Genomic DNA, 13,635 nt, shown 5'->3' with positions numbered 1-13,635 from the left:
TGGTTACCTCAGCCCCGTGCCTAGCGGATGTTCGGGTCGAAGGTGAAGATCACCAGCGTGCCCAGCAGGATGGTGAACACCGTGGCGGTGTAGAGCAGGCCCTTGAGCCACAGCCGGGTGTTCGCGCGCTCCGCGTAGTCGTTGATGACCGTGCGCAGGCCGTTGGCGCCGTGCAGCATGGCGAGCCACAGCATCAGCAGGTCCCAGACCTGCCAGAACGGGGACGCCCAGCGGCCGGCCACGAAGGCGAAGCCGATCTTCGAGACGCCGCCGTCGAGGACGAGCTGGATCAGCAGGTGGCCGATGACCAGGACGACCAGCACGATGCCGGACAGCCGCATGAACAGCCAGCCGTACATCTCGAAGTTGCCCCGCGTGGACTTCGGGGTCTTCTTGGTGCGCTTGCGCGGGGCCTCGATGAGGGGGGCCGGGTTGTCGACGTCGTAGAGGGACTCGCCCTCGACGGGGCCGATCCCGGACGCGGTCTTCTCAGTGGTGACTGTGTTGTTTGACATGCTGGGCGTCAGCTCCCGAACAGTTCACGAGCGGCGTGGCCGAGGACGGGGTAGACCGCCCCGAGCATCAACACGACCCACAGGCCGACGACGGACCAGAGCATCTGCTTCTGGTAGCGCGCGCCCTTCGACCAGAAGTCGACGGCGATGACGCGGAGGCCATTGAGCGCGTGGAAGAGGATGGCGGCGACGAGGCCGTACTCCAGCAGCGCGACGATCGGCGTCTTGTACGTGGCCACGACCTTGTCGTAGGCCTCGGGGGAGACGCGGACGAGTGCGGTGTCCAGCACGTGAACGAACAGGAAGAAGAAGATGAGGACGCCGGTGACTCGATGAGCCACCCAGGACCACATTCCTTCCCGGCCGCGGTACAGCGTTCCAGCCGGCACGGAAGTCCCTCCGGGAGCGGGGATTGGGGCCGCGCCGGCTTGTGCTGTCGGTCGGGCCCGGCCGGGTACGGTCCACCGGCCCCCAGCATGTTATCGATGCGGCGCGGTTTGGCTTACGCCGGGCCTGTCGGTGTGATCAAAGTGGCACGCGTATGGGTGTAGGTCGGGCGGCTACTGGGTGGGGTGTCCTGTTATGTGCCGGGTGCGGTGCCGTTGTGGCTGGTCGCGCCGTTCCCCGCGCCCCCAAGCAACTCACCCAGCCGTCCCCTTGCAAGGCGCCGGAGCTCTTCTGCCGCCACTACCCGTTCCTCCTCCGGATCGTTTGTCAATCGTGACCGGATGCCTTCGAGGATGTGGTCCAGGGCCTCTTCCGTGGGTGAATCGTCCAGGCAGATGACGAATACGTGTCCGAACTTGGCCTCGTATGCGGCATTCGCGGCGTCCAGTGCCATGTGTGCCGCGGAGTATGTGCCCGCCGGCAGTACAGCCGTCGTCTCTCCTGCCAGGGCCTCCGTCAGGTCCCCCGGCGGCAGGTCGTATGCCGCCTCGTCGGACGCGGCCAGGAGGGCGTCCATGGTGGGGTAGGGGCGGTGGTCGGCGACTCGGCGGGCCCAGCGGAGGCTGCGGAGGCAGGCGAGGAGAAGGTGCTGGGCCTCTTCGGGGGTGGTGGAGTTGAACGTCTCCAGTGCGTTCGGAGACGGTGGTGTGAGGGTCTGCTCGGGCAGCGACGGTATGGCGACTCGGCCAGGAAGGTGTGTGGGCGTCACGTGGGTTTCGACAGGGGAAGCTGTGGGAGGTGTGGCGTCACGCTATCGAGAGTGGGCGTGGTGCGTCGGACCGATGCCCGAATTTCATCCGAACGGGAGAGTTTCAGGATGTGTGGTGGACGCTTCCGGGTGGCGTCTGCGCCGGGTCGGGTGGCCCCAGGACCTGGGTCGGCGGCGTGAGCCGACACGGGCGCCGGGTGCCGGCGAAGAGCGCGCTGCAGCGGACGTGGGTGCTGATCGTCGCGGCGGTTGTCGTGATGGTCGCGGCCGGGGTGGGCCTCGGGCTGTGGGCCACGGGTGACGGCGCCGGGCCCGCGGGGTCGGCGCAGCGGCAGCCGTCCGGCAGTACCTCCGAGTCCGCTACCGCCTCCGCGCCGCGGAAGACACCGAGTCCCAGCCCGACCCGTTCCTACCCGCTGTCCGAGACGCCGCGGACCATTCCCGCGGTGCGTTCCCATTCCCCTGCCCGTGGTCCCGGCTGGCGTCCGGCCCGTGGTGAGCGGGTGGTCGTCAGTGACGCGGAGCTCGCCGACGAGGGGCGGCTCATCGCCGGTGAGCTGGGGCTGGCGTACGGCGGGGAGAAGGACGACGTGCGGGCCGGGGACGTGCGGCTGGCCCTGAGCGAGGACGAGGGCGCGGATCCGGAGTCGTACACCATGACCGTGCGCGATGGGCGGGTGCACATCAGCGGTCCGGGGGACGCCGGCGTCTTCTATGGCACCCGCACGCTCAAGCAGGAGGTGCACGGCGGCCGCACCGCCCCGGAGGGTGTCGTGCGGGATGATCCCGGCAAGCCGGTGCGCGGGTTCATGCTGGACATCGCGCGCAAGCACTTCACCGCCGACTGGATCGAGGACCGGGTCCGGGAGCTGGGCGACCTGAAGTTCAACCAGCTGGGGCTGCACTTCTCCGACGACCAGGGGTTCCGGATCGAGTCCGACTCCCATCCCGAGGTGGTGTCGCAGCAGCATCTGACCAAGGCGCAGGTCGAGAAGATCGTCGAGCTGGCCGCCGGTCGGCACATCACCGTGGTGCCCGAGATCGACTCGCCGGGGCATCTGGGGGCGGTCATCGCCGCGCATCCCGATCTGCAACTGCGCAACGCGTCGGGTGTGGCCACCCGCGGTGCGATCGACATCTCCAAGGACGAGTCCGCCGCCATCGTCGACGATCTGCTGAACGAGTACGCCGGGCTGTTTCCCGGGCAGTGGCATCTCGGCGGTGACGAGTACCAGGCGCTGGTCGTCGCCAACCCCGAGGCCTCCTATCCGCAGCTCGCGCGTGCGGCCGGGGAGGCGTACGGCTCCGGGGCGACCGTCGCCGACCTCGCCACCGGGTGGCTCAACGACCGAGCCGACACGGTGCGGGCCCATGACCGGACCGTACGGGCGTGGAACGACGGGTTCTTCCGGGGCGGGTCCGTGCAAGCGGACGAGGCGATCCAGGTCGCGTACTGGACCGGCAAGGAGATCGGGGCGCGGCAGCCGGTCGAGTATCTGAGTGCGGGGCGGAAGCTGGTCAACTACAACGACGAGTTCCTCTACTACGTGCTCGGGCAGCCGCAGACCTTCGTCTATCCGACGGGGCAGCGGATCTACGAGCAGTGGACGCCGCGGGTGCTGCGGGGCACACAGGCGGTGCCGACGAAGTACGACGGCCAGATTCTCGGCGGGTCCTTCGCCGTGTGGTGCGATCTCGCGAACGCGCAGACGCAGGCGCAGGTCGCGGCGGGGATCCGGATGCCGTTGCGTGCGCTGGTCCAGAAGCTGTGGGACGCGGACCGGCCCGCGCTGTCCTGGACGGACTTCAAGGCGATGGCCGACCGGCTGGGCTGACGGTGAGGAGTGGACGTACGGCGCTGGTGAACCGTATGTTCCGCATGCCGTGCGTGAGGTTCTGGGGAGAGCCGGGCGCGGCGCTCCATGTTCAGGACTCGGGGGGACGCCTCGCCATGATCGACAATCATCATGACCACTTCATCGCACCGGCCGCCTGGCTGCGGTCGCCGATCGGGCTCGGGTGGGCCGCCGTCAGCGGGCTCGCACTGGTCATCGCCACCGACCTGTTCGCGGTCTGGGCGGACGTCGTCATGTACGACGTGGCGGGCGACCTGGCGAGCGGTGCCGTCTTCGACGAGCGGGCCGAGCGCGCGGACCTGCTCTATTCCGCGGCCGGCGTCGTCCAGACGGTCGCGCTGCTCACGAGCGCCGTCCTCTTCCTGTGCTGGTTCCACCGGGTGCGGGTCAACGCCGAGGTGTTCAACCCCCACGGGCACAGCAAGAAGCGTGGCTGGGCGATCGGCGGCTGGTTCACTCCGATCGTGAACCTCTGGTTCCCGCGCCGGATCACCCTGGACATCTGGGACGCCAGCAGTCCTTGGGATGCGCCCCGGCCGCAGGGGCTGGTCAACACGTGGTGGACGTTCTGGGTCATCTCGCTGGTCTCCGGGCGGGCCGCGCTCACCGCGTACCGCAAGGCCGAGACCGCCGAGGAGATCCGCGACGCCGTGCAGCAGGTGATTTTCTCGGACGTCATCGACATCGTGGCCGCCGCGTTCGCCATCGTCGTCGTGCTGCGGCTGACGCGGATGCAGCACGAGAAGGCTCTGGCCGGCTCTGCCCCCGCGCCCGCCTGAAACGCCGGATTGTTCCATCCGGCTGCGAACTGTCGTACGACTGTGGTGTATTCGGCCGGAGCCGAACCGAGCAGCCGGGGGGAACCGGAATGGGCTACTGGGGGTACTTCGTGGTGGGCCGCGGGGAGCGGGCGCTGACGGAGCTGGAGGCGCTGTCGGGCGCGAGGGACATGACCCTGCGGGCCCGGGCGCCCGGCGGGTGGCCGGTCTGGGAGTACCCGAGCGGTGACGGGGACGTCGGGAGCATGAACGCGCTGGCCCTGGAGACCGGGGCGCCCGCGCTCTTCGGATACGTCATGGACAGTGACTGTGTCGTGGTGGAGGCGGCGGGACCGGAGAGCGGGGCGTGGACGACCTGTCTGGCGCGGGCCGCCATGGCCGGACACCTCGGCGCCGGGCAGGAGGGGCTGACCCTGGAGGACTACTTCCTGGAGCCCCGCGACGCCGCCGAGCGTGCCGTCGCCTGGGCGGCGGAAGCCGGGCACGAGGTGAACGCCGACGTGCTGTTCGACGTAATCACTGCGGATCCTGATCCAGTGGCCGAAAACCTCTTCTTCCGACTGCTGGACCGGCTCGGCGTCGTGCCCCTGTGACACTCGCGGGCCGTCGCACGCAGTAAGGGGAAGTACGGGTTCCGTAAGGGAAGACCGCTTGGCGTGGGAGGCGTGGATGAGCCTGGTGGAACTGATCGCTCAGGCCGACGAACGCGGACTGGCCGCCAGCGGGTTGGCTTGTTTGGATCGGTGTGTGCCCCTGCTGGGCGGTGACGACGAGATCCTGCGGCCGCTGTGGGCGAGCCTCGCCGACGGCGGCGGTGACTGGGGCGAGCTGCTGGCGCAGGCCCGCGGCAAGCTCGACGGCGCGGGACCGGAGGGTGCCGGCCCGGACGAGGCGACGCTGCTCGCCGGGCGGATGCTGGCCGCCGCCCCGGCCGACCGGTCCGCCGCCGAGATACGGCTGTGGGCCGACGCCTGCTCCGTCGCCGCGCTGCAGATCCACCGGATGCTCGACCCCATCGCGCGCGGCGCGTCCTCGGTCGACGCGCCCCGCGAGGGCCGTACGGAGGGCATGTCGCCGCTCGTCGCCGCCGAACTGCGGCGCCAGATCACGGTGCTTGAGCTGCTCGCCGGGCATGGCGCGGGCGGGCTGCGCCGGGCGCTGGAGGTGTCCACGGAGGGGCGGCGGGTGCTGCGGGCGGTGGTGTCGCGGCGCACCCGGCAACGGCGCTGAGTCTTCGGGCGGGCGTGGGGCTTTCGGGCGGGGTTTCAGCGGTCCGGCTCAGAGGATCAGCCACTTGACCACTCGGAGGACCAGCCACTTGGCTCAGAGGATCAGCCACTTGACCACCGCGTCGCCGTACCGGGCCGTCTGCGCGTAGAACGCGGTCAGGTCCCGGTGGGTCGCCGCGAAGGCGCCCCGCACTTCGGGCTCCGTGTCCGGATCGCCGTACGGCCGCAGCAGCCTTTCGCGCGCGTGCTCCCACAGGTCGTCGAAGTCGGCCGACGTGAGATACGCGGCGACCCGGGCCGTGTGGGCCGCGGTCAGCAGCAGGAACGGCGGCTGGGCAGCATCGGGGTGGAACACCGGGCGGCCGCCCAGGACCACCTGGCAGGGCGGGCCGTCCGGCGCGTGGTTCGGGGGGATGCCGGAGTAGAGCAGCTCGTGGTCGAGGTACCGCTTGTCCAGCACCTCCTCCCGGTGCCGGCCGATCCGCTCCCGCACGGTGTCCCAGTCGTCGTCGAACAGTCGTTGGAACCAGTTCGCACTGTTGCGCAGGGCCGGGGGCGGCACCGCGCGGAGATGGAAGTACATGCTCATCAGTGAGAGGAGCGCACGGGAGGGGCGAAGCGTCACTCCTGGGTAAACCTCGCTGGTGGGGGAGTCCTGTGACTGTCGTGCGGTGGAGGTGAGTTGGTCCTGCACCGGTCCGGGGCAACCGCCGGATCCGGGTGACGAAACGCGGTTCCGGGGCGCTCTTCCGGTTGTGACGACTCAGCAGGAAATCAGGCCCTCAGCTGCGGTGAAGCCGATGCGGTGGGCGGCGGACGCGGTGGCGACGATGCGGGAGGGGGCGCGGCTGCGCCTCGACTACTCGGCGCAGAGCCTGTGGCGCGTGGACCGGATGATCGACGACCTGCGCCGTGAGGGGACGCCGTACGCCGCCGTGGACAGCGTGCTGCGCGGACTCGGCGCCTACGCCGGCGAGGTGATCGTCCGGCAGACCGGCGCCGAGTGGTGGGCGACCGGCGGCGACCACTGGGTCCGCACGCCCGACGGGCGACTGTGGGACCCGATCGACGAGGCGCGGCGGTGCTTCGCCGGGGACGGGTCGCTGCGGTTGCTGTGCCGGGATGCGGTGAGCGGGATGCGTTGAGAAGGCATCAGAAGGCCTGAGAAGGCCTGAGAAGGAGAAGTGGCCGGGGCCCCGCAGTGGAGGGGCCCCGGCCGTCGTGGGACGCCGTCGAGCGGTTACGGCGTCAGGGTCTGGCCCAGGCGGGCGTCGACGGGGGTGCCCAGGGCGCCCCGGTTGTAGTAGACGCCGCCGCTGGTGTCGATGCCGGAGCTGCCGCTGTCCAGCTGGAGGATGACGCCGTCGTAGGTGTCCTCGCCCTCCACGCCGATGGCGAGGTCGGCGCGGCCCCAGCCGGAGAGGTCCTGCAGGACCACGGCGGAACCGAACCTGTCGTTCGACTCGGTCACCCCGGCGATGCCGCTGCGGTCCTGGCTGAACCACTGGGCCCCGGAGCCGGTCAGGCCCGACGAGGTGCCCTTGAACAGCAGGGCCATGCCCGCGTTGGACCGGCTGACACCGCCGCGGGTGATGTCCTCGCCCGGCAGGCCGGCCAGGACGTCCGCGTAGCCGTCGTCGTTGTAGTCACCGACGGATACGGAGGCACCCACGGCGTCGCCGGCCTCGGCGGTGCCCGGGACGCCGCTGGTGTCCTGGTGGACGGTGCGCATGCCGGTGGTGGTGAAGCCGGTCGAGGTGCCCGGGACCACGGTGACCTGGCCGCCCTTGAAGGCGCCGGACTCGGCGGTGTACGGCTGGCCGATGGCGATGTCGTCGTAGCCGTTGCCGTTGACGTCGCCCACGGCGATGGAGCGGCCGCCCTTGACGGACAGGACGCTCACCTTGACCAGGCCGGACGAGCTGCCCTTGAACCAGGTGACCCGGCCGGCGCCGGACTGGTCGCGGTAGTTGAGGGCCACGTCCGCGTAACCGTCCCGGTTGAAGTCGCCGGTGGCGGCGTCGAGGGCGGCGAGGGAGCCGGTGGCGCTGGTGAGCTTGCCGTACCGGGTGGCGCCGCCGGTCAGACGGGCGTTCCAGCTGCCGCTGTTGCCGGTGCCCGCGGAGAAGACGTCGGCCTTGCCATCGGCGTTGAAGTCGCCGACGGTGACGGCCGTGCCCAGCTTGGCGCCGGTGCTGGTCACACCCGACGTGGTGTACGAGAAACCGGAGTCCAGACCCGGGCCGTACAGCACGGTGACCGCGCCGCGATTGGCATGCCCGCTGGTGTCGTCCTCGCCGGGCGAGCCGATCGCCAGGTCGGCGTGGCCGTCGCCGTTGACGTCGCCCCAGGCGGTGGCGGCGCCGAAGTTGTCGCCGGACTCGTGGCCGCCGGGGACACCGGGGCTGTTCTGGGTGAGGGTGCGCTTGGCCGACGCCACCGGCCCGTCCGTGCCGCCCGGTACGACGGTCAGCGTGCCGCCGCCGCTCAGCGCCCGGGGCGTGCCCGCGACCAGGTCGTTGACGCCGTCGCGGTTGAAGTCGGCGGTCGGGATCGCGGAGTTCCGGCCGGCGCTCGCGGCGAACCGGCGGATCTCACCGAGCTTGGCGTACATGGTGGCGCCGGGGCACTCGGTGGCGTACGCGTCGCGGTGGCCGGAGATGGTGTTGAGGGTGGCCTGCTCGCCCTTGTCCCACACCCCGGTGTTGCCCCCGGCGGTCAGCGTGACCGTGCCGGTCGGGTTGCCGCCGTACTGGCCCAGCTTCCAGGCGGCGACACGGGCCACCGACTCCAGCGTTGCCCGGGTCGGCCGGGCCGCCGCTATGCCCTTGGCGGAGTCGCCCTGGTAGTCGCCGAGGACGGCGATGCCGGCGGAGTAGCTGTTGAAGCCGTAGGTGTGCGCGCCCTGCACCGGCAGGTCGGCGCCGCCCGCGCGGCCCTCGAAGACCTGGCCGCACTTGTCGACCAGGAAGTTGTAGCCGAGGTCGTTCCAGCCGTTGACGTCGACGTGGTACGCCATGATGCCGCGCACCAGCGACGCCGACTGGGCGCAGCTGTAGCTGTTGGAGCCGACGGTGTGGTGCACGAAAACGGCTTGCACCTTGTCGTTGTACGCCGGTGGGTCGTCGACCTTCGACTCGTCCGCGCCCCACTGCGCCCGGCTGGTGATCGGCGGCCGGGTGACGGTGGACGGCGGGGCGGTCGGCACGGTCTCCGTCGGGGACGGGGACGCAGTGGCCGGGTCCGTCGGGGTCGCGGAGCCGGTGGGCGACGCGGTGTCCGTGGGCGTCGCGCTCGGGTCCGGTGTGGGCGACCCGGTCGTGGTGTCCGTGGGAGTGACCGTGCCCGTCGGGGTGGCCGCGTCGGTGGGCGTGGCGGCGGGGCCGGTCTCGGCGGCGAACGCGGCCGGCTCGAACTCGGTGCCCACCGACTTGGTCTCGGCGGAGGTCACCACGCCCGGGTCCACCAGGTTGACCTGGAGCCCCTTGGGCAGCCCGGCACTGGCGGCGCCGTCCGCGGCGACGACCTGGACCTCGACACCGTCGGACGGGCCGACCCAGATGGGCTCGGCGGCGCCGCGCATGCCCGGCTCGACGTGCTCGGCCAGGCCCTCTTCCAGGTCCAGGTTCCGCCAGTTGCTCCACTCGCCGGTGTCGATGCTGCGGGTGCGCACCTGCGCGGTGCCGTCGAGCCTCTTCGTGGCCCCGGTCCACGAGACGCCCAGCAGGGAGAACTGCTCGGTGCCGGTGCGCGGCAGCTCCCGCTCCCGGCTGCCGCTGCCCTTCAGTGCGAGGTCGTAGACCTTCACCGGCCGCTTGTCCCGGCCGGTCGCGCCGGGCTCGTCCTCGGAGGGTCCGGCCAGGGCGTACGTCGCGAGGCCCCCACCTCCCAGGACGACGGCGCCGAGCGTCAGCCAGGCTCTGCGCTTCAGGTTCAGCGGTCTGTACGCGTGCGACGTACGACGCGTACGTCGGGTACGACGACTCAAGACGAATCCACCCCAAAGAAGGCCGTGCACGGCCAGAGAAGAAGAAAGTCACGTGCGGCACATCCGTCACACGGAGGGCCCGCTTCACCCAGCGTTTTGCACTGAGCAAACGTCACTGCTCGGCGACGTGTGGTGACGTAGATCACGTCGGCTGGTCAGTCGATGGCGATCCGCGGGTGGGCGGACGGTGTTGCCGCGGTCGCCGGACTCGGTGAGCGGGAAGTCCGCGCCCTGCTCGCCGTGCAGGGGGTTGTAGAGCTTCGACTCGGGGTCCTGCACCCCCAGTCGTCGTCGGTGACCACGTGGTACGGCATGGCGGTGCCGCCGACCTCGTGGCCGAAGCCCTCGGTGATTGCCGGAGGGGAGGGTGTACGGGCTCTGCTGCCGGGTCGCCCCGTCGGTCACGCCGTTGGGCCGACCCGGCCCGCGCTCGCGCTGAACTGCGCCTTCCAGCCGGAGGATTCCTTGGCCCAGACGGTGACGGTGGCGTAGGAGCCGCTGGCCTTGACGGTGATCAGCCGGGTGGCGTCGCCGACCTCGACCGGTACAGGGAGGTCGGGAGCGGTGGCCGCGCCGCGCCCGCGCCGCTCGCCGCGGTGCCGGTCTCCTTCGGAGTGGCGTCGGATGCGGGCGAGGCCTCGACCGAGTCGGCCGCCGACTGCCGGTCGTCCTGCCCACCGCAGGCGGACGTCACCGCCAGAACACTTACGACGGCGGCATTGATCAGGGGCCTGGCGGGGGAAGACCTGCACGCTGAACTCCTTACGAAGGGGGGCCTGTCGGGGGCGTGTCGGGAACGGTCCACGGATGTGGGCGCGGCGACGAAGTGGGTGGGCGTCACGGCATGACGGAGGGACCGCGCGGGCGTACGCCGCACGGCCTGGAGGAGGTCATGTGCAACCGGGCCGGGGTTGTGGTTACGTGGCCGGGCCGACGTCAAGTCCGGTGAAAAAGAGGGTGATAGGAGCAAACACCCGATTCCGGCTGAGCATCAGCCCTCGGTCGTGTCCGCCCGCTCGGGCAGGGTGCCGGCGCAGGTGGCGCGGCCGAAGGTGCCGGTGGCCGTGGCGCTTTGGACGTGCTTGCCGCGGATGGCGAGGGTGCAGCGGGCCTGACCGCCCTTCTCGCCGAGGATGATGCTGACGGTCGGCTCGTCGCCGAGCGGAACGTCGACGGTCTTGCGCCAGGGCAGGGTGGCCGCCTTGACGACGATGGCCTCTCCGGAGGTGCTGCGGGCCAGGTAGGTGATGTCGGTGGTGCCCTCGCCGGTCACCTCGTATGTCACCGCGGCGGTGGGAGTGCGGTTTTCCGGCTTCTTCTCGTCCTCGCCCGAGTCGAGCACGCCGTAGAGGACGAGGCCACCGCAGGCGGCCAGTACGACGCCGGCAGCGAGCAGGCCGGCGCGGTCGCCGAATCCGCGGACGGCAAGACCACCACGTTCAACTACCTCGGTCTGAACAGCGAGGTACTGAACGAAGAGGTCTCCGGCGAGCTGACCAAGTCGTACCAGTACAGCCCGTGGGGCGAGCGGCTGTCGCAGATCAAGCACAACAGCGATGGCACGACGGAGGACAGCTACTACGGCTACAACAGCCACACCGACGTCGAAACCCTCACCGACGACACCGGCAACACCAAGGCGACATACGGCTACACCGCCTACGGCAAGGCCGACGACGCCGAGTTCACCGGCATCGACAAGCCCGACACAGCCGACCCCACGAGTAATTGTCAAGACTTATGGATCAGTGCTGCCGTCCGGTTATGCGCTGAGGTGTTCGTGAAGCATCTGCCAGGTTCCGGCGTTGTTGACGAGCACGTTGGTGCCCCGGCCGCTGCCTGACCGCAGCTGGCCGTCGACGGTTCCGGTCCAGGTGAACTGGTAGCGGCATACCGCGTGGTCGTCGCTGTAAGTGATCCATTCCAGGTCGTTGATCTCGTAGATCTCGTCGCGGATGGTGGCGAAGGTCTCGGCAATGGCGGCGAGGACGGCTTCGCGGCCGCGGTGCGATCCATCGGAGAACCAGTAGACGGCCTCGGGGGCGATCAGTGGGACGAGTTGGGGGATGTCGTGGCTGTTGGTGGCCTGCTCGTAGGCGCGGATGAACTCGGTGAGCGGGGCGGTGGGTTCGGGCATGGACTGGTCCTCTTCTCCCTTGACGCAGTGCGACGCACAGGGGCTGTCAGGCGGCCGTGGCCTCTTCTTGCTCGACGAGGATGCCGTTTTCGAACCTGGCACCGGTTCGGACGAGCACGACGAGGTGGGGTGCGGTGATCGCACGCCAGCGGTCCTGGGCGGACTCCACCAACTTGAAGACCATCGCCAGGGCCGCAGCCGGGCTGTCGGCCCCGCGGGTGACCTTGGTTCGAAGCTTCACGGTGCTGAAGGTCGACTCGATCGGATTCGTCGTCCTCAGATGGACCCAGTGCTGGGCGGGGAAGTCGTAGAACGCCAGCAGCTCGTCGACCTCGCCGGTGACCTTCTTCACGGCCTTGGGCCACTTCGCCCCGTACGCCTTGTCGAACGCGGTGATCGCCTTCTCGGCGTGGGTGCGGTCCTCGGCGTTGTAGATCTCCTGGAGGGCCTTCTTCGCTCCGGGCTGCGCGGACTTCGGCAGCGCGTTCATGACATTGCGGGTCTTGTGAACCCAGCACCTCTGGTGCCTGGCCTGCGGAAACACCTCCGCCAGCGCCCTCCACAGGCCCATCGCGCCGTCGCCGACGACGAGCATCGGGTCGCGCATGCCGCGTCGGCGGCAGTCCCGCAGCAGGTCGGCCCAGGACTCGGTGGACTCCCGCAGGCCCTCGGCGATCGCGATGAGTTTCTTGGTGCCGTCCACGCGGACGCCCATCAGGACCAGGAGGCAGGAGTGCGTCTGGGACAGCCGGATCTTGGGGTGCACGCCGTCGGCCCAGGCATAGACGTAGTCGGATTCGGCCAGGTCACGGCGCTGAAACTCGGCGTGATCTGCGGTCCACTGCTTCGTCAGCCGCGTCACGGTCGCTGGCGACAGCCCGGCCGCGGAGCCCAGGAACTGTTCCATCGCGGGCACGAAGTCGCCGGAGGACAGGCCGTGGAGGTGGAGCAGCGGCAGGACCTCGCTGATCTTCGGGGACTTCCGGCACCACGGGGCGAGGATCTTCGAAGAGAACCGCTTGCGCTCACCGGTCGCCTCGTCGACCCGCTTGTCGTTCACACGCGGGGCCGTGACCTCGACCGGCCCGGCTGCCGTCGTCACCGTCCGGGGCCGGTGGCGTCCGTTACGGACCACCAGCCGACGGCCCTGCTCCTCGCGCTGGCCGGCGAGTTCGGCTATGTACTGGTCGACCTCGGCCTCCGGGGCGGCGGCCAGCATCCGCCGAGCGCCCTCACGGACGATCTCGTCGATCAGGGAACCGGCCTCGGTGGTGCCGTCTTCATTGACTACGCTGAGCACGGGCGTGCCTTCCCGACCCGCGTTCGCACCGCGGGTCTACTCGGTGACCATCAATCGATCACTCGGGAAGGTACGCCCTTTCGCGTCCAACCCGAGGCCGATCCACAGGCCTTGAGCATTGCTCTTCCCGAGGTCAAGGAATCGGGAGCCCTGGCGTCCTACTCTTTGATGCCGCCGGATTCGGCGGCTCATGACCCTGCTTCATCGGGTGTCTTCCGTACGAGATGGGCCTTTGGCGACAGGAACCGCGCCGAGGTGGGAAAGGTACTTGGCGAAGCGTTGGTGGCCGAGGTTCCGAGGATCCGCCAACTGCTCGTCCGGGAGAACCTTCTCGCGGCTATCCAGTCTCCGGAAACGCCGTCGATTCGTCGTCGCGGGGCACTCAAGTCGGAGTTGCTGCTCATGGTTGACGACTACCCTCGGGAGAAACTTCAGGATCTGCTCTCCAGGATCGACGAAGACGATCCGTTCATTGAACTCTTCACCCGGTGGGCCGATATGAGACGCGGTCTCCTGCCCTGAAAGAGTCGATGACGGTGCAGGTGGACACCTGTTCTGCCCTCAGGCCTCCCGGAGAAGGATCCTTTCGCGCAGAGTAGGGCCGACTGGCACCGGTTCGACGTGTCCACTGCGGAGTTGATCTGCCGGGTGTTCGTCGACCGGGAGTTCAGCCCG

15 protein-coding genes are annotated in these 13,635 nt (G+C 69.7%); 6 read left to right on the top strand and 9 right to left on the bottom strand.

Going from position 1 to position 13,635, the window contains the following annotated elements:
- Positions 1-20: 20 nt before the first annotated feature.
- The 3 genes from AQJ91_RS07945 to AQJ91_RS07935 form a co-directional block, all read right to left on the bottom strand.
- Positions 21-515: a succinate dehydrogenase hydrophobic membrane anchor subunit gene (locus AQJ91_RS07945; protein WP_067017830.1), complete on the bottom strand. Its 495-nt coding sequence runs from the start codon at positions 513-515 to the stop codon at positions 21-23.
- 8 nt (positions 516-523) lie between these two features.
- A complete protein-coding gene (sdhC, locus tag AQJ91_RS07940; protein ID WP_079084756.1) occupies positions 524-904 on the bottom strand; it encodes a succinate dehydrogenase, cytochrome b556 subunit in 381 nt (126 codons plus the stop codon).
- Positions 905-1,095: 191 nt separating this feature from the next.
- A complete protein-coding gene (locus tag AQJ91_RS07935; RefSeq protein WP_067017826.1) occupies positions 1,096-1,671 on the bottom strand; it encodes a 2-oxo-4-hydroxy-4-carboxy-5-ureidoimidazoline decarboxylase in 576 nt (191 codons plus the stop codon).
- Positions 1,672-1,928: 257 nt separating this feature from the next.
- Here AQJ91_RS07935 and AQJ91_RS07930 point away from each other — a divergent pair, with 257 nt between their 5' ends.
- The 4 genes from AQJ91_RS07930 to AQJ91_RS07915 all read left to right on the top strand — a co-directional run bounded on the left by AQJ91_RS07930 (position 1,929) and on the right by AQJ91_RS07915 (position 5,536).
- Positions 1,929-3,506, top strand: coding sequence for a beta-N-acetylhexosaminidase (locus AQJ91_RS07930; protein ID WP_107122376.1), 1,578 nt, complete (start codon positions 1,929-1,931; stop codon positions 3,504-3,506).
- A gap of 116 nt (positions 3,507-3,622) precedes the next feature.
- Positions 3,623-4,306: a DUF4328 domain-containing protein gene (locus AQJ91_RS07925; protein ID WP_067017823.1), complete on the top strand. Its 684-nt coding sequence runs from the start codon at positions 3,623-3,625 to the stop codon at positions 4,304-4,306.
- Positions 4,307-4,395: 89 nt separating this feature from the next.
- Positions 4,396-4,899, top strand: coding sequence for a hypothetical protein (locus AQJ91_RS07920; protein WP_067017821.1), 504 nt, complete (start codon positions 4,396-4,398; stop codon positions 4,897-4,899).
- Positions 4,900-4,975: 76 nt separating this feature from the next.
- Entirely contained in the window at positions 4,976-5,536 is a 561-nt protein-coding gene (locus AQJ91_RS07915) for a hypothetical protein (RefSeq protein ID WP_067017819.1), read from the top strand.
- Positions 5,537-5,629: 93 nt separating this feature from the next.
- Here AQJ91_RS07915 and AQJ91_RS07910 read toward each other — a convergent pair whose 3' ends face one another.
- The gene (locus tag AQJ91_RS07910; RefSeq protein ID WP_324617981.1) at positions 5,630-6,118 is read right to left on the bottom strand and encodes a DUF1877 family protein; all 489 of its coding nucleotides are present in this window, start codon (positions 6,116-6,118) and stop codon (positions 5,630-5,632) included.
- Between the two features lie 217 nt (positions 6,119-6,335).
- Here AQJ91_RS07910 and AQJ91_RS07905 point away from each other — a divergent pair, with 217 nt between their 5' ends.
- A complete protein-coding gene (locus tag AQJ91_RS07905; protein ID WP_407696828.1) occupies positions 6,336-6,680 on the top strand; it encodes a hypothetical protein in 345 nt (114 codons plus the stop codon).
- A gap of 95 nt (positions 6,681-6,775) precedes the next feature.
- Here the strand turns inward: AQJ91_RS07905 and AQJ91_RS07900 are convergent, their stop codons facing one another.
- From AQJ91_RS07900 to AQJ91_RS07875, 5 genes are all read right to left on the bottom strand, one after another.
- Positions 6,776-9,523 (bottom strand): FG-GAP-like repeat-containing protein, encoded by a 2,748-nt coding sequence (locus AQJ91_RS07900; RefSeq protein WP_067017813.1) that lies wholly within the window; start codon positions 9,521-9,523, stop codon positions 6,776-6,778.
- A 401-nt stretch (positions 9,524-9,924) separates the two neighbouring features.
- Positions 9,925-10,275 (bottom strand): hypothetical protein, encoded by a 351-nt coding sequence (locus tag AQJ91_RS55270; protein ID WP_234381887.1) that lies wholly within the window; start codon positions 10,273-10,275, stop codon positions 9,925-9,927.
- Between the two features lie 239 nt (positions 10,276-10,514).
- Positions 10,515-11,072: a hypothetical protein gene (locus AQJ91_RS55265; protein WP_234381885.1), complete on the bottom strand. Its 558-nt coding sequence runs from the start codon at positions 11,070-11,072 to the stop codon at positions 10,515-10,517.
- 213 nt (positions 11,073-11,285) lie between these two features.
- Positions 11,286-11,660, bottom strand: coding sequence for a YybH family protein (locus AQJ91_RS07880; RefSeq protein ID WP_067017807.1), 375 nt, complete (start codon positions 11,658-11,660; stop codon positions 11,286-11,288).
- 46 nt (positions 11,661-11,706) lie between these two features.
- Positions 11,707-12,960 (bottom strand): IS256 family transposase, encoded by a 1,254-nt coding sequence (locus tag AQJ91_RS07875; RefSeq protein ID WP_079084755.1) that lies wholly within the window; start codon positions 12,958-12,960, stop codon positions 11,707-11,709.
- Positions 12,961-13,071: 111 nt separating this feature from the next.
- Between AQJ91_RS07875 and AQJ91_RS53415 the strand changes: the two genes are divergently transcribed.
- Entirely contained in the window at positions 13,072-13,482 is a 411-nt protein-coding gene (locus tag AQJ91_RS53415) for a hypothetical protein (RefSeq protein ID WP_159054507.1), read from the top strand.
- Positions 13,483-13,635: the final 153 nt, after the last annotated feature.

The organism is Streptomyces dysideae (assembly GCF_001514305.1).
Classification (GTDB): domain Bacteria; phylum Actinomycetota; class Actinomycetes; order Streptomycetales; family Streptomycetaceae; genus Streptomyces; species Streptomyces dysideae.
Note: the sequence above shows the minus strand (reverse complement) of the source record. Positions and strands in the feature narration are given on the sequence as shown.

What these genes read in the sequence shown, in the direction of transcription:
- AQJ91_RS07905 (WP_407696828.1), top strand. Translation starts at nt 6,336, where the DNA reads ATGCGGTGGGCGGCGGACGCGGTGGCGACGATGCGGGAGGGGGCGCGG.
- AQJ91_RS07920 (WP_067017821.1), top strand. Translation starts at nt 4,396, where the DNA reads ATGGGCTACTGGGGGTACTTCGTGGTGGGCCGCGGGGAGCGGGCGCTG.
- AQJ91_RS07880 (WP_067017807.1), bottom strand. Translation starts at nt 11,660, where the DNA reads ATGCCCGAACCCACCGCCCCGCTCACCGAGTTCATCCGCGCCTACGAG.
- AQJ91_RS07910 (WP_324617981.1), bottom strand. Translation starts at nt 6,118, where the DNA reads ATGTACTTCCATCTCCGCGCGGTGCCGCCCCCGGCCCTGCGCAACAGT.
- AQJ91_RS07925 (WP_067017823.1), top strand. Translation starts at nt 3,623, where the DNA reads ATGATCGACAATCATCATGACCACTTCATCGCACCGGCCGCCTGGCTG.
- AQJ91_RS07945 (WP_067017830.1), bottom strand. Translation starts at nt 515, where the DNA reads ATGTCAAACAACACAGTCACCACTGAGAAGACCGCGTCCGGGATCGGC.
- AQJ91_RS07930 (WP_107122376.1), top strand. Translation starts at nt 1,929, where the DNA reads ATGGTCGCGGCCGGGGTGGGCCTCGGGCTGTGGGCCACGGGTGACGGC.
- AQJ91_RS07915 (WP_067017819.1), top strand. Translation starts at nt 4,976, where the DNA reads ATGAGCCTGGTGGAACTGATCGCTCAGGCCGACGAACGCGGACTGGCC.